This window comes from Labrys sp. 22185 (assembly GCF_052045555.1).
GTDB lineage: Bacteria > Pseudomonadota > Alphaproteobacteria > Rhizobiales > Labraceae > Labrys > Labrys neptuniae.
Map to the genome: position 1 here is coordinate 89,794 of NZ_JBQEPH010000004.1, position 16,850 is coordinate 106,643.

General features: G+C 64.4%; 19 protein-coding genes. 9 read left to right on the forward strand and 10 right to left on the reverse strand.

Translation table 11 applies throughout. The features are described from left to right. Positions 1-73 precede the first annotated feature (73 nt). Positions 74-910, forward strand: coding sequence for a fatty acid desaturase (locus tag ACTJKX_RS10370; RefSeq protein WP_394310909.1), 837 nt, complete (start codon positions 74-76; stop codon positions 908-910). Positions 911-1,005: 95 nt separating this feature from the next. On the opposite strand, the gene ACTJKX_RS10375 is transcribed toward ACTJKX_RS10370, so the two are convergent. After that, on the reverse strand, positions 1,006-1,437 hold the full coding sequence (locus ACTJKX_RS10375) for an AprI/Inh family metalloprotease inhibitor (protein ID WP_440725210.1): 432 nt from the start codon (positions 1,435-1,437) through the stop codon (positions 1,006-1,008). Positions 1,438-1,848: 411 nt separating this feature from the next. Here ACTJKX_RS10375 and ACTJKX_RS10380 point away from each other — a divergent pair, with 411 nt between their 5' ends. Both ACTJKX_RS10380 and ACTJKX_RS10385 read left to right on the forward strand, forming a co-directional pair. After that, positions 1,849-2,067: a hypothetical protein gene (locus ACTJKX_RS10380; RefSeq protein WP_311934502.1), complete on the forward strand. Its 219-nt coding sequence runs from the start codon at positions 1,849-1,851 to the stop codon at positions 2,065-2,067. Positions 2,068-2,298: 231 nt separating this feature from the next. After that, positions 2,299-2,520: a DUF559 domain-containing protein gene (locus ACTJKX_RS10385; protein WP_440725211.1), complete on the forward strand. Its 222-nt coding sequence runs from the start codon at positions 2,299-2,301 to the stop codon at positions 2,518-2,520. Positions 2,521-2,701: 181 nt separating this feature from the next. On the opposite strand, the gene ACTJKX_RS10390 is transcribed toward ACTJKX_RS10385, so the two are convergent. The 4 genes from ACTJKX_RS10390 to sdhC form a co-directional block, all read right to left on the reverse strand. After that, positions 2,702-3,481, reverse strand: coding sequence for a succinate dehydrogenase iron-sulfur subunit (locus ACTJKX_RS10390; RefSeq protein ID WP_311934503.1), 780 nt, complete (start codon positions 3,479-3,481; stop codon positions 2,702-2,704). An 86-nt stretch (positions 3,482-3,567) separates the two neighbouring features. Then, a complete protein-coding gene (gene sdhA, locus ACTJKX_RS10395; protein ID WP_440725212.1) occupies positions 3,568-5,394 on the reverse strand; it encodes a succinate dehydrogenase flavoprotein subunit in 1,827 nt (608 codons plus the stop codon). Between the two features lie 22 nt (positions 5,395-5,416). Beyond that, the gene (gene sdhD / locus ACTJKX_RS10400) at positions 5,417-5,803 is read right to left on the reverse strand and encodes a succinate dehydrogenase, hydrophobic membrane anchor protein (RefSeq protein ID WP_149252777.1); all 387 of its coding nucleotides are present in this window, start codon (positions 5,801-5,803) and stop codon (positions 5,417-5,419) included. A 9-nt stretch (positions 5,804-5,812) separates the two neighbouring features. Then, a complete protein-coding gene (sdhC, locus tag ACTJKX_RS10405; RefSeq protein ID WP_311934505.1) occupies positions 5,813-6,232 on the reverse strand; it encodes a succinate dehydrogenase, cytochrome b556 subunit in 420 nt (139 codons plus the stop codon). Positions 6,233-6,449: 217 nt separating this feature from the next. On the opposite strand from sdhC, the gene ACTJKX_RS10410 reads away from it, so the two are divergent. Next, positions 6,450-6,821, forward strand: coding sequence for a YkvA family protein (locus tag ACTJKX_RS10410; protein ID WP_394310924.1), 372 nt, complete (start codon positions 6,450-6,452; stop codon positions 6,819-6,821). A gap of 3 nt (positions 6,822-6,824) precedes the next feature. Here the strand turns inward: ACTJKX_RS10410 and modC are convergent, their stop codons facing one another. Continuing rightward, positions 6,825-7,928, reverse strand: a complete 1,104-nt coding sequence (gene modC / locus ACTJKX_RS10415; protein ID WP_311934507.1) for a molybdenum ABC transporter ATP-binding protein — start codon at positions 7,926-7,928, stop codon at positions 6,825-6,827. Beyond that, a complete protein-coding gene (locus ACTJKX_RS10420; RefSeq protein ID WP_440725213.1) occupies positions 7,925-8,380 on the reverse strand; it encodes a thiol-disulfide oxidoreductase DCC family protein in 456 nt (151 codons plus the stop codon). Before ACTJKX_RS10420 ends, modC begins: the two co-directional genes overlap by 4 nt. 217 nt (positions 8,381-8,597) lie before the next feature. On the opposite strand from ACTJKX_RS10420, the gene ACTJKX_RS10425 reads away from it, so the two are divergent. After that, positions 8,598-9,773, forward strand: a complete 1,176-nt coding sequence (locus ACTJKX_RS10425) for an NAD(P)/FAD-dependent oxidoreductase (RefSeq protein WP_440725214.1) — start codon at positions 8,598-8,600, stop codon at positions 9,771-9,773. A gap of 147 nt (positions 9,774-9,920) precedes the next feature. Here ACTJKX_RS10425 and ACTJKX_RS10430 read toward each other — a convergent pair whose 3' ends face one another. Next, positions 9,921-10,427 (reverse strand): disulfide bond formation protein B, encoded by a 507-nt coding sequence (locus ACTJKX_RS10430; protein WP_440725215.1) that lies wholly within the window; start codon positions 10,425-10,427, stop codon positions 9,921-9,923. Then, entirely contained in the window at positions 10,418-11,026 is a 609-nt protein-coding gene (locus ACTJKX_RS10435) for a YqaA family protein (protein WP_311934510.1), read from the reverse strand. The genes ACTJKX_RS10430 and ACTJKX_RS10435 overlap by 10 nt, the downstream gene beginning before the upstream one ends. A gap of 405 nt (positions 11,027-11,431) precedes the next feature. Here ACTJKX_RS10435 and ACTJKX_RS10440 point away from each other — a divergent pair, with 405 nt between their 5' ends. The 4 genes from ACTJKX_RS10440 to ACTJKX_RS10455 all read left to right on the forward strand — a co-directional run bounded on the left by ACTJKX_RS10440 (position 11,432) and on the right by ACTJKX_RS10455 (position 16,038). Then, entirely contained in the window at positions 11,432-12,835 is a 1,404-nt protein-coding gene (locus tag ACTJKX_RS10440) for a murein hydrolase activator EnvC family protein (RefSeq protein WP_440725216.1), read from the forward strand. Beyond that, positions 12,832-14,166: a S41 family peptidase gene (locus ACTJKX_RS10445; RefSeq protein WP_311934512.1), complete on the forward strand. Its 1,335-nt coding sequence runs from the start codon at positions 12,832-12,834 to the stop codon at positions 14,164-14,166. Before ACTJKX_RS10440 ends, ACTJKX_RS10445 begins: the two co-directional genes overlap by 4 nt. Positions 14,167-14,434: 268 nt before the next feature. Continuing rightward, positions 14,435-15,427 (forward strand): betaine--homocysteine S-methyltransferase, encoded by a 993-nt coding sequence (gene bmt, locus ACTJKX_RS10450; RefSeq protein ID WP_440725217.1) that lies wholly within the window; start codon positions 14,435-14,437, stop codon positions 15,425-15,427. Between the two features lie 116 nt (positions 15,428-15,543). Next, positions 15,544-16,038: a hypothetical protein gene (locus ACTJKX_RS10455; protein WP_440725218.1), complete on the forward strand. Its 495-nt coding sequence runs from the start codon at positions 15,544-15,546 to the stop codon at positions 16,036-16,038. Positions 16,039-16,313: 275 nt separating this feature from the next. On the opposite strand, the gene ACTJKX_RS10460 is transcribed toward ACTJKX_RS10455, so the two are convergent. Further along, complete coding sequence (locus ACTJKX_RS10460; RefSeq protein WP_440725219.1) at positions 16,314-16,775, reverse strand: hypothetical protein; 462 nt, start codon at positions 16,773-16,775, stop codon at positions 16,314-16,316. Positions 16,776-16,850: the final 75 nt, after the last annotated feature.

Consider the following 16,850-nt stretch of genomic DNA (forward strand, 5'->3'; position numbering starts at 1 on the left):
GCGGTGGAGACGGAAGGCGGTCGAGTGGCCGACGGTCGTTCTTGCGTCTATAATCTATAGTCTTTGGGGGTTATTGACCTATTTTCATGCGGCAATCCCGCTCTGGATCTGGATCCCGCTCGGGGCCTGGACGGTCGCTTGGCACGCCTCCCTCCAGCACGAGGTCATTCACGGCCATCCGACCGCGAACCGCGCCCTCAACCGCTGGATCGGCTGCTGGCCGCTGCTCTTGTGGCTGCCCTATGAATCCTATCGCATCAGCCATCTGCTGCATCACCGGGACGAGCGGCTGACCGACCCGCTCGATGATCCCGAATCACATTACTGGACGCAGGAGCAGTGGGACCGGCTCGGCCGCTTCCATGCCTGGGCGATCCGCGCCAATTCCACCTTCCTCGGCCGGATGACCATCGGTCCGGCGCGGGCGATGTCGACCTTCCTCACCCGCGAAGCCCGCGCCGTGTGGAATGGCGAGCCGATGCATCGCCGAATCTGGACCAGCCATGCCCTGCAACTCCTGGTTGTACTGGCCTGGCTGGTGCTGATATGCGATCTCAATCCGCTGATCTATTTTGCGGCGATCGTCTATCCGGCTACGGCGCTGATGCTGGTGCGTTCCTTCGCCGAGCACCGTGCCGAGAACGAGGTGGAGGAGCGTACGGCCATCGTCGAGAATGCGCCGGTCTTCGGGCTGCTCTTCCTCTACAACAATCTGCATGTCGTGCATCACGACAATCCGATGATGCCCTGGTACGAGATCCCGGCCTGGTATCGCGCCAACCGCGAGCGGGTGATTCGCGAGAATGGCGGCCTGGTCTATGACGGCTATTGGGATGTGGCCCGGCGCTATTTCATCACCGAGCACGACACGCTGATCCATCCCTATGGGCGGGCTCCCGTGCAGGGATGAGTCGGACAGGGCCGGCTCGTCCGCCGGGATCTACAAAGACAAAGGGCAGGCTGCGAGCCTGCCCCGGGACGCCTGCTTGCTGAAAGCAGCCCTCTCTAGCGGGTCATCCGGATCTTGGCGCCCGACAGCGTGGCAGCGCCTTCATAGGCGCCGTCGCCCGTCGGGAACAGGCGCACCGCCGTGCGGCCACCGGGCTCGAGCAGGTCGATCTCCTGGCCGCGCTGCTGCCAGGCATTGACCTTGGCGAGCGAACCGGCCTGGCAGCCCGAGGGGGAGGCGCGGTAGACGTCGAGCAGGGCCTGGCGCGTCAGCGAGATGTTGCAGCTGCCGCGTGCGGCATCGGAGATCTTCCAACTGCCGGAGATGCTGCCGGTAGAGGAGGGGCGCGGTGCTGTCGGCAGGGCGGCGACCTGGTTGCTCGGCGGGGCAAGCGAAGTGGAAGGCGCAGCAGCGGTGCCGCCGGGCGTCGCCTCGCCGCCGGCGGGCGGCAAAGGCTGAGAGGTCACGTCCTCCGTCGGTGCCGCCATCAGCGGCTCCGGCGCCGGTACGGGCCGGCCGGCATCCGGCGGGGGACGTTGGGAACTGCCGAAATCGAAAGCGTCGCCAAGACGAGTGGATGACGCACACGACGCCAGCAGCAGGGCACAGGGTAGAATTGCCAGCGCGGAAAATCTCATCGGTCCATCCGGTCCCAGTCAGAGTTAACAGGTACTGCCAATATCAGATCGAGGCAGGTGGCGACAGCAAGAAGCGTAATGCCGCATGCGATAATCGGCCGGACAATCCCGCATACCGTAGGGGAAGTCGGATAGCGAGAATGCACGACCCTGTTGAGCTGGTTCTGTGTCGATTCTTTGATAGGCCGGATGATCTTAAGGCTTGCTTAAATCAATTCCGCCAAGGTGTGGCCCGAACGTCACACGTCCCGGAGAGACCCCATGGCTGCCCCAAGCGCCGTTGCAGTGCTGGTTGCCCTGTCGACGATGACGTCTGCAGCCGCTCCGATCGGCCGCGTCGACAGCAATCTCGAACTGCCCAAGCTCACGCTCCACGCGCCCGCCACGGTGCCGGCCGCCGCCTCGCCGCGGCTCGATCGCAACGAACTCGGCCGGCAGCCGCCGGTGGAAGACGTTGACGTCACCGGCCCGGTGCGGTGAGGGCGAAAGTGGGCCAAGCTGGATGAAGCCCCTTCTCCCCTTGCGGGAGAAGGTCCCGGCAGGGGGATGAGGGGAGTAATTCGCTACTCCTTTTTCAACGAGCCTCGATCGTGAAGCAGGAGCAACTCGGCTTCGCCCGTTCAATGCGAGCTGAATCGACCGACGCGGAAGCCAGGCTTTGGCGGCTGTTGAGGGGGGCGCCGGCTTGCTGAACTCAAGTTCAGGCGCCAGGTGCCGATCGGGAAATATATCGTCGATTTCGTCTGCTTCGAGCATAGGCTGATCGTCGAGGCGGATGGCTCGCAGCATGCCGAAAGCGTCCATGATCAAGTTCGAGACCAATGGTTGGAAGCGCAGGGCTTCACCATCGTGCGTTTCTGGAATGTCGAGATTTTGAAGACGCCGCAGATCGTGCAGGACACGATTCTGGCAAGGGCAGGGCTACCTTGCTGAAGAGCGCCTGCACCCCTCATCCCCCTGCCGGGACCTTCTCCCGCAAGGGGAGAAGGGGCTCCAGTGGTCTAGATCGAGGTGGGCTGAATGGCTCCGAAGTACCGCCTCCCGAGCCAAGTAAATTCCCTTCTCCCCTTGCGGGAGAAGGTGGCGGCAGCCGGATGAGGGGTGAACCGCCCCCTCACACCTGCCTTGCCACCATCATCTTCTTGATTTCGGCGATTGCCTTGGCCGGGTTCAGGCCCTTGGGGCAGGTCTGGGCGCAGTTCATGATGGTGTGGCAGCGATAGAGCTTGAAGGGATCCTCCAGCTCGTCCAGGCGATCGCCGGTGCGCTCGTCACGGCTGTCGATCAGCCAGCGATAAGCCTGCAGGAGGGCAGCCGGGCCGAGATAGCGGTCGCCGTTCCACCAATAGCTCGGGCAGGAGGTGGAGCAGCAGGCGCACAGGATGCACTCGTAGAGGCCATCGAGCTTTTCACGGTCGCCATGGGTCTGGCGCCATTCCTTCTCGGGCTGGGGCGTGTCGGTCTTCAGCCAGGGCTCGATCGAGGCATGCTGGGCGTAGAAGCGCGTGAGATCGGGCACGAGGTCCTTCACCACCGGCATATGCGGCAGCGGATAGATCTTGATCACGCCCTTGATGTCGTCCATCGCCTTGGTGCAGGCGAGCGTGTTGGCGCCGTCGATGTTCATGGCGCAGGAGCCGCAAATGCCTTCGCGGCAGGAGCGGCGGAAGGTCAGCGTTGGATCGATGGTGTTCTTGATCCAGATGATGGCGTCCAGCACCATCGGGCCGCAATCGTCGAGATCGACGAAATAAGTATCGGTGCGCGGGTTCGTCTCACCGTCCGGATCGTAGCGATAGATCTTGAACTCGCGCAGATTCTTCTGGTTCTCCGGCTTCGGCCAGACCTTGCCGCCGACGATGCGGGAGTTCTTGGGAAGTGTGAGCTGAACCATTTTCGGGTCTCTCGTGGGCTGCGGCAAGGCGCCCGGATAAGTCTGATGATGTCAGGCTGGCGGCTCGCGTCAGCGAGCTGCCTTTCTCAATAAACGCGTGCCTTCGGCTCGATGTACTGGACGTCGTTCGACATGGTGTAGGTGTGTACCGGCCGGTAGTCGATGCTGACGGACTTCTTCTCGGTATCGGCCCAGGCCAGCGTGTGCTTCATCCAGTTCTGGTCGTCACGGTTGGGGAAATCCTCGCGCGCATGGGCGCCGCGGCTTTCGGTGCGGTTCTCCGCGCCATCCATGGTGACCACGGCCTGGCTGATCAGATTGTCGAATTCCAGCGTCTCGATCAGGTCCGAGTTCCAGATCAGCGAACGGTCGCTGACGCGGACGTCGTCGGCGCTCTGCCAGACCTGGTGGATCTTCTCCTTGCCCTCGGCAAGGGAGGTGCCGGTGCGATAAACCGCGCAATCGTTCTGCATCACGCGCTGCATCGAGAGCCGCAGCTCCGCCGTCGGCGTGCCGCCCTTGGCATAGCGCAGGCGATCGAAGCGGGAGAGGGCCTTCTCGGCCGAATCGGCCGGCAGGTCGGCATGCTTCTCGCCAGGCTTGAGCATCTCGGCGCAACGCAGGCCCGCCGCACGGCCGAAGACCACGAGGTCGATCAGCGAATTGGAGCCGAGGCGGTTGGCGCCGTGCACGGAAACGCAGGCCGCTTCCCCCAGCGCCATCAGGCCGGGCACGATCGCATCGGGATCGTTGCCCTTCTTGGTCAGCACCTCGCCGTGATAATTGGTGGGGATGCCGCCCATATTGTAGTGCACCGTCGGCAGCACCGGGATCGGCTCCTTGGTGAGGTCGACGCCGGCGAAGATGCGGGCCGATTCGGAGATGCCCGGCAGGCGCTCGGCCAGGATCTTGGGATCCAGATGGTCGAGATGCAGGAAGATGTGGTCCTTGCGCTTGCCGACGCCGCGGCCCTCGCGGATTTCCATGGTCATGGCGCGCGAGACCATGTCGCGCGGGGCGAGGTCCTTCACCGAGGGGGCGTAGCGCTCCATGAAGCGCTCGCCTTCCGAATTGGTGAGGTAGCCGCCTTCGCCGCGGGCGCCTTCGGTGATCAGGCAGCCGGCGCCGTAGATGCCGGTGGGGTGGAACTGCACGAACTCCATGTCCTGCAGCGGCAGGCCCGCCCTGAGCACCATGGCATTGCCGTCGCCGGTGCAGGTATGGGCCGAGGTCGCAGTGAAATAGGCACGGCCATAGCCGCCGGTCGCCAGGATGGTGCGGTGGGCGCGGAAGCGATGGATGGTACCGTCATCCATCTTCAGCGCCACGATGCCGCGGCAGCGGCCCTCCTCGTCCATGATCAGGTCGAGGGCGAAATATTCGACGAAGAACTCGGCCTGGTGCTTGAGCGCCGCGCCATAGAGCGTGTGCAGCATGGCGTGGCCGGTACGGTCGGCGGCGGCGCAGGTGCGCTGGGCGATGCCCTTGCCGAAATCGGTGGTCATGCCGCCGAAGGGGCGCTGGTAGATGCGGCCGTCCTCGGTGCGCGAGAAGGGCACACCCCAATGCTCGAGCTCGTAGACGGCGGCCGGCGCGTTGCGCACCAGATATTCGATGGCGTCCTGGTCGCCCAGCCAGTCCGACCCCTTGACGGTGTCGTACATGTGGAAGCGCCAGTCGTCGCGGCCCATATTGCCGAGCGAGGCGGCGATGCCGCCCTGGGCGGCCACGGTGTGGGAACGCGTCGGGAAGACCTTGGTGATGCAGGCGGTGCGCAGTCCGGCCTCGGAACAGCCGACCACGGCGCGCAGGCCCGCACCGCCCGCACCGACGACCACGACGTCATAGGTGTGGTCGGTGATGGGATAGGCGATGCCCAGGGCGGAGGGATTGTTAACAGTGCCTTCGGCCATAAATAAATACCCCGAAACTGGGTTACATCCCGAAATTCAATTTCAGCAGAGCGTAGAGGCACGCAGCCCCCACAAGCAGCGAGAAGAAGGTGTTGGCGAGTACCGCCAGGATCTTCAGGCTTTCGGTCTCGACGTAATCCTCGATGATCACCTGCATGCCGGCCCGCATATGGACGATGCCGGCGATGATGAACAGGAACAGCAGAATGGCGACGAGCGGCGACGACAAGGTGGCGATCGCCGTGGCCTGGCTCGCGTCGGCAAGGCAGACCACCGTCAGCACGAAGGCGATGGTGAGCGGCACCATAGCGGCGCCGGTGAGGCGCTGCAGCCAGAAATGATGGGTACCGGACTTGGCCGAACCGAGGCCACGCACGCGGCCGAGAGGGGTCTTGAGGCTCTTGCTCATGTCGGATCCTCAGAAGGCCAGCAGGCCGATGAGCCAGATCAGCACGGTGAGCACCACCGACCCGATCAGATTGGCCCAGGCATAGGTATCGCGTTCGCCCGGTCCGAGGCCGTGGCCGAAGTCCCAGATGAAGTGGCGGATGCCGCCGAGCATGTGGTGCATCAGGGCCCAGGTATAGCCGAACAGGATCAGGAGGCCGATCGGGCTGCCGATCACCCATTGCACCCAGGCGAAGGCCGAGGGGCTGGTCGCCGCGGCCAGAAGCCACCAGGCGAGCAGCAAGGTACCGACATAGAGAGCCCCGCCGGTGACGCGGTGCAGGATCGACATCGTCATGGTGATCGGCCAGCGATAGATCTGCAAATGCGGCGACAAGGGACGCGAATCAGCCAGACCAGATTTGCCGGCGGACGCGTTTGGATCGGCCATCGGAAGGACCTCCAGTTTCGACCCGTTATAATCTTGCTGCGATGCGATATCCTGTCGGCGGGCTCAGTGCAATGGATTAGAACGCGAATCCCGAGATCCTGGCGGATTTTGGGCGCAGAGCAGCCATGCAGATCGAAATATTTTCATGACGTAAGGGTATGTAGCGCTTGAAACCGCTGAAGGCGGGGCCACATGCTTTCGCGTTGAGGAGGGTACCATGGTCACACAGTCGCGTATGTATGACGATGCCGGCCGTCGTTTCGAGCGGCGCAAGGAGCAGCTCAAGGCCGATTTCCTGCCCAAGCTGAAGCTGGCGCTCGCCCATGTCCCCTTCGCTTCCGATCTCTTGGCCGCCTATTACGCGGTGCTCGATCGCGATACGCCCTTCAAGGTACGGGCGACGCTGGCCGCTGCGCTTGCCTATTTCGTGCTGCCCTTCGACGTCGTTCCCGATTTCATCGTCGGCCTCGGCTTCACCGACGATGCCGCCATCCTCTATGCCGCCATCCGCATGGTCTCCGGCGCCATCCAGCCGCGCCATCACGAAGCGGCCCGGCGCTGGCTGGACGAGGTGAAGAAGGCCCGCTAGCCCTCAACGCGCATCGATCGAGGCGGCCTTGATCATGGCCAGCACGGTGTCGCCCTGGCCCAGGCCCAGTTCATCCACGGCGTTGCGGGTGATGAAAGCGGACAGCATGTCGCCGCCGGACAGCGCGAGATCGACGCGGGCGACCGGACCATCATCGGCATCGATCGTCTTGACCTCACCCGCCAGCATGGTGCGGATCGACACCGCTCCCGGGCGCTTCATGGCGAGCGAAACGTCGGAGCCGCGCACCACCACGCGGACCTTGGCGCCGGGCGTGCCGGCGCGGCCGGGAATGCTGATCGGGCCGGCGGGGTGATCCAGGGTCGAGAGGCCATAATGCTCGTCATAGCTGCGCACCCGCGCTTCCAGCAGCGAGACCGTCTCGAAGCGCTGATTGGAGAGCGGGCCAAGGAGTGAATTTGGAGCCGGCGCCAGCACTTCCTGCGGCGTGCCGATGCGGCTGACCTTGCCGGCTTCCAGGACCACGACACGGGCGGCGAGGCGCGCGACCTCCTCCACCGCGTGCGAGACATAGAGAATCGGCACTTTCATCTCGTCGCGCACGCGTTCGATCAGCGGCAGGATTTCGAGCTTGCGCGGGGTGTCGAGGGCGGCGAGGGGCTCGTCCATCAGCAGGAGGCGAGGGGAGGCCAGCAGAGCGCGGCCAATGGCGACGCGCTGCTTCTCGCCCCCCGAAAGCGCATTTGGGCGGCGCTCCAGCAGCTTTCCGATGCCGAGCACGCCGACCACTGCGTCGAAATCGAGCTTCGGGCCGGCCGCGACGTTGAAGAATCGGCGGTTGAAGAATCGGCCATAAAGGAGATTCTGCCGGGCGGTCAGGTGCGGGAAAAGCTGGGCGTCCTGGAAGACGAGGCCGATCCGGCGCCGATGCGGGGCGAGGAAGATGCGCGTGGAGGCTTCGAACAGCGTCTGCCCATCCAGGCGGATATGGCCATTGTCAGGCCGGATCAGCCCGGCCATGGCGTTGAGGAGCGTGGTCTTGCCCGAGCCCGAGCGTCCGAACAAGGCGGTGATGCCACCATCGGAGGTGAAGGCCGATTCGAGCGTGAAGCCGGCGCGCCGGACGGTGATGTCGGCCTCGATCATGCCGCGCTCGCCAGATCGGGCAAGGTGGCGATGAAGCGCGAACGGATCTCCGGGGTCGGCATCAGGCAGCTTTCGCGCTTGCCGAACAGGCGATAGCGGTTGCGGGCGATGCGGTCATAGAGAAAGTCCCGCACGGGCCGGGGAAGAGCCTTCAGCATGATCGCCCAGCGCCAGCCCGGCAGGCCCCGGCCGATGGCGATGGCCGCGTCCGCCTTGAAATAGGCCATACCGTCGCTGACCACGGCGACAGCCTCGGGATCGTCAGTCCGGATGCCGAAGCGGCGGGCGAGCGCGGCGCCCGCCTCGCTCTGGACGGCGACGAATCGAAACCGGCCGACGGCATCGCGGGGGATCACGAAGGCCACCATGCCTGAACACAGCACGCAGACCCCGTCGAACAGGATCAGCCCGTCGGGCAGGTCGCTTGCAGGCTGCGGCCGCCAGGAACTCACAGACACTCTCCCATGGCGTTTTGCGATTTGACGGAGTCGCCGCTAATCGCAAAGACGTTCGAGCCAATCCCTCGGATTGGCTTGGAAACAAAGAGATAGAACAAATGAGCGTTCACGCTTGAACGCGCTTTGCTCGAGGACGTTGCACATATCCCGTCTCCGATCATAGAAAGGCCGACCCCCGGGTGCAATCGCCCCTTCTGCCAGCGAGTTTCTCGTGATCCCTTCCTTCTCGGACATCGTCATCGTTGGTGGCGCCGCCATGGGCTCCGCTACCGCCTATTTCCTCAAGGTCCAGCTCGGCTTTGCCGGCACCGTCACCGTGATCGAGCGGGATCCCACCTACGCCCATTCCTCCACCACCCTCTCGGCGGCCTCGATCCGCCAGCAATTCTCCACGCCCGAGAACATCCGCATGAGCCTGTTCGGGCTGGAGATCATGCGCAGCCTCAAGGAGCGCTTCGGGCCGGGCGCCGATATCGGCTTTCATGAGGGCGGCTACCTCCTGCTGGCGAGCGAGGGGGGCAAGGCGATCCTGGAGCAGAACTGGCAGGTCCAGCAGGCCGAGGGCACGGCGATCGAACTGCTCGGCCCCGAGGCCCTCAGCCATGAATTTCCCTGGCTTAATGTCGAGGGCATCGCCGCCGGTGCCTATGGCCGCCGGGGCGAGGGTTGGTTCGATGCCCATTCCCTGCTCGATCTCTTCCGCAAGGCGGCCCGGGATGCCGGCGCCGTCTATGTCAAGGACGAGGTGGTTGGCATCGATCACCGGGATGGCAAGGCCGAGGCGGTCAGGCTGAAATCGGGCGGGCGCATCGCCTGCGGCACGCTGGTCAACGCGGCGGGGCCGCAGGGCGGCGACGTCGCCGCCCTCGCCGGCCTCGCTTTGCCGGTCGAGCCGCGCAAGCGTTCCGTCTTCGTGGTGCGCTGCAAGACCGAGTTGCCGCGCATGCCGCTGCTGGTCGAGCCGGGCGGCATCTATATCCGGCCGGAAGGCGACGTCTATATCTGCGGCGGTGCCGAGGACGAACGCGGCGAGAAGCGGGCCGATGGCGATTTCGAGGTCGACTACAGCCTGTTCGAGGAGGCGGTCTGGCCGGCGCTCGCCACCCAGGTCCCGGCGCTGGAGGAGCTCAAGCTCGTGCGTGCCTGGGCGGGACATTATGAATACAACACGCTCGACCAGAATGCGGTGATCGGCCCGCATCCTTCCATGCCGAACTTTTTCTTCCTCAACGGCTTTTCAGGCCACGGCCTGCAGCAGGCACCCGCCGCCGGACGCGCGCTTGCCGAACTGATCACGACGGGCCGCTTCCAGACGCTCGACCTCTCGGTATTCGACTATTCGCGCGTGATCGAGAACAGGCCGGTCTTCGAGCTCAACGTGATCTGAAATGTGGTCATCCCGTGCGCGATGCAGCACGCAATGCTGCGTCGCGCACGGGATCGTAAGACGAAGAAGGTGCTCGAACGGGAAGGCGATCCCGGATCTGCGCCGCATCACTTCGTGCTGCGCCGCGTTCGGGATGACAGCGCTTCCTCAGCCAGACTTGGCCGCGCTCAAAGCCCCCTTCAGCGAGATCAGCACCATCACGGCCATGACGATGGCGTTCCAGCCGGCCAGGGAGAGGCCGAGGATGCGCAGGCTCGGATTGGTGCAGGATACCACGGTGGAGCTGTCGATCGCATCGAGCAGCCCGCCGACATTGGCTGGGTTGGAGCCGATATTGCCCGCGGCGCAATTGGCCGGACCGAGCCAATATTCCCACTCCGCGCCCGCCTGGTAGATGCCGAGGCCGCAGCCATAGGCGAAGAGGATGGCGAGCAGCAGCAGCGCCGCGGCAATGACCTTCCGGGGCAGTCTGTCGCCGATGAAAGCGAGAATGAAGGCGATGGGCACGCCGATATAATAGGGCCAGCGCTGCTCCAAGCAGAGCGGGCAGGGGGCGTAGCCGAAGCCATGCTGCAGCACCAGGGCGCTGACGATGACGACGAGGCCGATCAATCCGGCCGCCAATGCGGCCCGGGAACTGAAATTTACTGGCATGTGGCACTACCACCGGTGGGCATCAGATGTTCGACGACGAAGAACCCGCCGACCAGCACCACCACGAAGGCGATGGCGACGACCGTCAGGTGCTTCTCGATAAAGGTGCGGATACGCTCGCCCAGCAGGTTGAGGATGCCGGCCAGGATGAAGAAGCGGGCGCCGCGCGTGAGCAGGGACAGCAGGACGAACCAGAACAGGCTGTAGCCGGCAAAGCCGGAGGTGATGGTGACGATCTTGTAGGGGATCGGCGTCAGGCCTTTGATCAGGATGATCCAGCTGCCATACTGGGCATAGAGGCAGCGGAATTGCTCGACGCCGTGCTCATAGCCATAGGCCCGGATCAGCCAGGAACCGACGGTGTCGTAGAGCAGCCAGCCGATCATGTAGCCGAACACGCCGCCCAGCACCGAGGTGACGGTGCAGACGGCGGCATAAAGCCAGGCCCTCTTGGGTTTGGCGACCGCCATCGGCACCAGCATGACGTCGGGCGGAAAGGGAAAGAAGGAGCTTTCGGCAAAGGAAACGATGCCGAGGGCCCAGACGGCCCGGGGACTTTCCGAAATGCGGATCATCCAGTCGTAGAAGCGGCGCAGCATGATCGTCCCTAAAGCGCTTTCCTGAAAAGTTGACAGACTTGTCGATTAAGAAAGCGCGTCAAACAGGCAATTTGAACAAGGCATGATCCAAGGAAATCGCACCTTGTTCGATGCAGCCACCGAAGCGACTGCATGGTTGAATGGCAGGCGGGCATGACGGCAGTGCGATTGCGGCATGTTCGCGGCAGGATGAGGCCCCTTACAGCATTTTTGGTTGAGAAAATGCGTCAAAGCGCCAAATTGGAAAAAAATCGCGATTCGCACGACATCGCGACAGGCCATTTCCCGGTGGCATGGCCGGCCTGCCCCAGAAAAGACTGGATGACACGCCACTATCCCTCGACAACAATGAAGAATCGTTAACGATTGAAACTTCGTTAACCATATTGGTCGCATCAATCTGGAATGAACCACGACAGCGCAAACTCGATCATCGGCTCCGTCCTTGCCGGGGCTTTGCTGGCGCTGTTCGTGGCCTTGCCGTCGGCAAGAGCCGAGACGCCGCCAGCGGCCCAGGATGTTCCGGCTGCGGCCCCGTCCGCCACCGACGGGGCGGCCGCCAAGCGCCAGGACCTCGCACGCATCCAGGGCGAGATCAAACTGTCCGACGAGACCCTGGCCCGCCTGCGCAAGGAGATCCAGGCCATCGGGGCCGACAGCGAGAAGCTGCGCCAGCAACTGGTCGAGACCGGCAACCAGACGCATGAGACCGAGGCCAAGGTGCTGGGGGCGGAGGCAAGGCTGGCTTCGCTCGACAGCAACGAGGACAATATCCGCGTCTCGCTCGATTCCAAGCGCGGCCTGCTGATCGAGGTGCTGGCCTCGCTGCAGCGCATGGGGCGCAATCCGCCGCCGGCCCTGCTGGTCAGTCCGGACGACGCGCTGGAAGCGGTGCGCACGGCGATGCTGCTGGGTGCGGTGCTGCCGGAAATGCGCCAGGAAATGCAGGCCCTCGTGGCCGATCTTAAGGAACTGGCCCGGGTGCGCGGGGAGATCTCCGTCGAACGCGACACGCTCAAACAGGCGCTGATCACCCTGGCCGAGCAACGCACCCGCACCCAGCTTCTGGTCGAGGAGCGCCAGAAGGTGCTGGCCCAGGAGCAGAATACCCTCGCCACCGAGCAGGCCCATGCCACCGCTTTGGCGCAGGAAGCGGCCAATCTCAAAGATTTGATCGCCCGCATGGAGCGCGAGGTGGCGCCGGCCAAGCGTGCCGCCGACACGGCCGATGCGGCGACGAACCAGGCTCGGCCGTCCCTTGCCGCCCTGCAGGATCCGAGCCGCCTGACCCCGGCCATGCCCTTCGACCAGGCCAAGGGCCTGCTGCGCCTGCCGGTAACCGGCGCGATGCTGCGCGGCTTCGGTGCCGATGACGGCAATGGCGGCGCGGCCAAGGGCATGACCCTGACGGCGACGCCCGGCGCCAGCGTCACCGCGCCCTGCGACGGCTGGGTCGTCTTCGCTGGCAAGTTCCGCTCCTACGGCCAACTCTTGATCATCAATGCCGGTGGCGGGTATCATATCGTGATGGCCGGCATGGATAAGATCAATGTGGGGCTGGGCCAGTTTGTCTTGACGGGCGAGCCGGTTGCCGCCATGGGTTCAGGTCCGTCTCTGGGATCGGATGCCGATCCGGGATCACAGGCGGGCTTGGGTAAGACAGATACGGGAATGCAGGCGACGGCTGCGGCGTTTGGCGGTGCTTCAAGCGCAAGGCAACCCGCCCTATATATAGAGTTTCGCAAAGACGGTGTTTCCATAGACCCCACCCCGTGGTGGGCCAATCAAGGCGAGAAGGCACGCGGATGATTCGCAAGCTTCCCATTCTGTTCTGCGGCGTGGCCATGGGCGCGATCGCGACGATCGCGGTAACGCAGCCCCACCTGCTGCTGATGGGCGGTGCCAACGCCGCCGTCACCGACACCTACAAGCAGCTCAACCTGTTCGGCGACGTGTTCGAGCGGGTGCGTTCGGACTATGTCGAGCAGCCTGAGGACGGCAAGCTGGTCGAAGCGGCCATCAATGGCATGCTGACCTCGCTCGATCCGCATTCGAGCTATATGGATGCCAAGAGCTTCCAGGACATGCAGGTCCAGACCAAGGGCGAGTTCGGCGGTCTCGGCATCGAGGTGACCCAGGAAGACGGTGCCATCAAGGTGGTCTCGCCGATCGATGATTCGCCGGCTTCCAAGGCGGGCGTGCTTGCGGGCGACCTGATCACCGCCATCGACGGCGAGGCGACGCAGGGCATGACGCTCCAGCAGGCCGTCGACAAGATGCGCGGCGCCGTCAACACGCCGATCACCCTGAAGATCCTGCGCAACAAGGGCGAGCCGATCGACATCAAGGTGGTGCGCGACATCATCAAGGTGCAGTCGGTCAAGGCCAAGAAGACCGGCGATGACATCGGCTATATCCGCATCACCCAGTTCAACGAGCAGACCTTCGACGGCTTGAAGAAGAATATCGACAAGCTGAGCAAGGAGATCGGGCAGGACAAGCTCAAGGGCTACATCATCGACCTCCGGAACAATCCCGGCGGCTTGCTCGACCAGGCGATCCAGGTCTCCGATGCCTTCCTCGAGCGCGGCGAGATCGTGTCCACGCGCGGCCGCCAGGCCGATGACGTGCAGCGCTATTCCGCCCGTGGCGGTGACCTGACCAATGGCAAGCCGGTGATCGTGCTGGTCAATGGCGGCTCGGCTTCGGCCTCGGAAATCGTGGCCGGCGCTTTGCAGGACCACAAGCGGGCCACCATCCTGGGCACGCGTTCCTTCGGCAAGGGCTCGGTGCAGACCATCATCCCGCTGCAGGGCAATGGCGCGCTGCGCCTGACCACGGCGCGCTACTACACCCCGTCCGGACGCTCGATCCAGGCCAAGGGCATCGATCCGGAGATCGTGGTGCAGGAGAACGTGCCGGACGATCTCAAGGGCAAGGATCAGACCAAGGGCGAGTCCGGCCTGAAGGGCCATCTGGCCAATCCGGATGCGGACAAGACCGAAGAGGGCGGCTCCTCGGCCTATGTGCCCGCCAACGAGAAGGACGATACCCAGCTCAACAAGGCGATCGACCTGCTGCATGGCGTGCAGAAGAGCGCTTATTTCCCGCCGGATCCGAAGGCGGGCGTGCCGAACTGACGAAGCCGTAGGCTTCGTCATCCCGTGCGCGTCGCACCATGTAATGGTGCGGTGCAGACACGGGATCGGATCGAAAGTGCCTTATTCCTCCTGCGATCCCGGATCTGCGCCGCAGCACTTCGTGCCGCATCGCGTCCGGGATGACTTTTGCGCCGGGCTTGTCCCGGCGTTGCTGTTTTTGGGAACGAGGCCGTTCCCGGACATTCCTGCTTGAATCGTTGCCGCAAAGGCCTATGTGGAAGCATGGTTTCTCGATGAAGGACACGCCATGCGCCTGACCGAACTTCTGGCTCAAAAGCCCGTGCTGCTCGCAGATGGGGCCACCGGAACCAATCTGTTCGAGATGGGCCTGATGTCGGGCGATCCGCCGGAGATGTGGAACCTCGACCACCCCGACCGCATCCACGCCCTGCATCAATCCTTCGTCGATGCCGGGGCCGATATCATCCTGACCAATTCCTTCGGCGGCAATCGCCGGCGCCTGGTGCTGCACAAGCTCGACGGGCGCGTGAAGGAACTCAATGCCGCGGCGGCGCGCAATGCACGCCAGGTTGCGGACGGCGCGGGCCGCCCGGTGGTGGTGGCCGGCTCGGTCGGCCCGACCGGCGACCTCTTCCAGCCGCTCGGGCCATTGACCGAGGACGAGGCCGTCGAGATCTTCGTCGAGCAGATCGAAGGGCTCAAGGAAGGCGGCGCCGACGTGATCTGGATCGAGACGATGTCGGCCGCCGAGGAGATGCGCGCCGCGGCCAAGGCGGCGGTCAAGGCCGGCATGCCCTATACGGTGACGGCGAGCTTCGACACGGCCGGCAAGACCATGATGGGCATTCCGCCCTCGGCTATGCCGGAGGTTGCCGGTGGTGTCGATCCCAACCCCGTCGCGGTCGGCGCCAATTGCGGCGTCGGGGCTTCCGACCTGCTGGTCTCCGTGTTGTCGATGACCGAGGCCAATCCCGAGGCGGTTGTCATTGCCAAGGCCAATGCCGGTATTCCCCAGTTCCATGGCGACCATATCCATTATTCCGGCACGCCGGAGCTGATGGCCAATTATGCGCGGCTCGCCATCGATGCAGGCGCGCGCATCATCGGCGGCTGCTGTGGCACCTCGCCGGCCCATCTTGCCGCCATGCGCCAGGCCATCGACGGCCATGTCCGCGCCGAGCGCCCGGATGCGGCCAAGGTGATCGCCGAGATCGGTCCGCTGGTCGCCCCACCCAAGGCAGGCGGTGGCGAAGAGGTGCGCCGCCGGCGCCGGCATTGAGCCGGCCGCGCTGGTTCCCTGCAGAACAGCCGGCCCGGGCCAAGCAACCTAAGACAGGACAGCCATCGCGCGGAGCCTCCCCGCCGCGATGGCGTTCATATCGCAAGGAGAGGCCGATGCGCCGCCTGATCCGTTTCTGCGCCCTGATCGCCCCGCTCCTGAGCCTCACCATTGCGGCCGGGCCGGCGGCGGCGCGTGACTGGAGCGACTACGCCAATGCGCGTTTCGGCTACCGCATCTGCTATCCGTCCGACCTCATGACGGCGGAACCCGAGGCCGACAATGGCGACGGACGCGTCTTCTCGGCCCCTTCCGGCGCGAGCCTGCGGGTCTGGGGTTCCTACAATGCTGCGGAAGAAGACATCGATGCGATCGTCGCTGGTATCGCCGATGACGGCAAGATCACCTATCGCAGTGCGGCCAAGAACGGCGTGGTGGTCTCCGGCCGGAAGGGTGGCGAGATCTTCTATGGCAAGCTCCTGCTGGAGAAGGACGCCAAGGGCGCGGTCGAGACCATCCGCGCCTTCCGCCTGACCTATCCAGCCAAGGAAGCGGCGACTTATGACGCCGTCGCGGCGAAACTGGCCAAATGCTTCGGCATTGCCAGGTGAGCATGGAGCAAGTGCGGATCAAAAGGGCTGATCGAGGGACCATTTCCCGCAGAAATTGTCGGGGGTAGCGTAGCCCCTCACCCGTATCCTCTCCCCGTAAGAACGGGGCGAGGGGACTGTGATCGCGTATTTCATATACAACCCCGATCGTCTCGCTCAACCGCCGGGCGAGGTGAAGGGTCTGAGGATCGAGCGCGACGCCCGTGCCCCCTCGCCCCGTTCTTACGGGGGGATGGTACGGGTGAAGGGCGGCACTGCGCTACAAAGCAATCTTCCTACAGACCGCAGGCCTTGGCCAGCGCAGCGGCTCCCTTGGCGACGCCGGCCAGTTTGATCCTCTCGCTCTGGCCGCTGAAGGCGATCTTGAGGGTGCGGCCCTTGCCGAGGACGACGGTCCAGTCCGGGTCGAAGGCTGCCTTGGCTTCCAACGTGAGCCCGCTCAGTTCGTCCTCGACCGCCTGCATGGGCACATCGACCTGCCCGCCGTCGGAACTGAAACTGACCACCCCGCTCCAGCCCTTGCGGATCTTGTCGGCGCCAGGCCGATAGGTGATCGAGAAGGCCTTGCCCTCGGGTTCACAAAAAAGGCCGAGCGGCTGGTCGTCGGTGTCGGGCACCTCATAGGCCACGACCACCGATTCCGGCGACTGGCGAAGCTGCCAGCGATAGGCGTCCGCCAAGGCGGGCGTGGCCGCGGCGACGCTGGCGAGAAGGGAAAGTGCAACGAGACTGCGCATGGATCCTCGGAGTTCCAGATGGAATGACGACCTTACGACAGGATCGGGAAGCGGGCTGTTCCCGGAAACACTCTC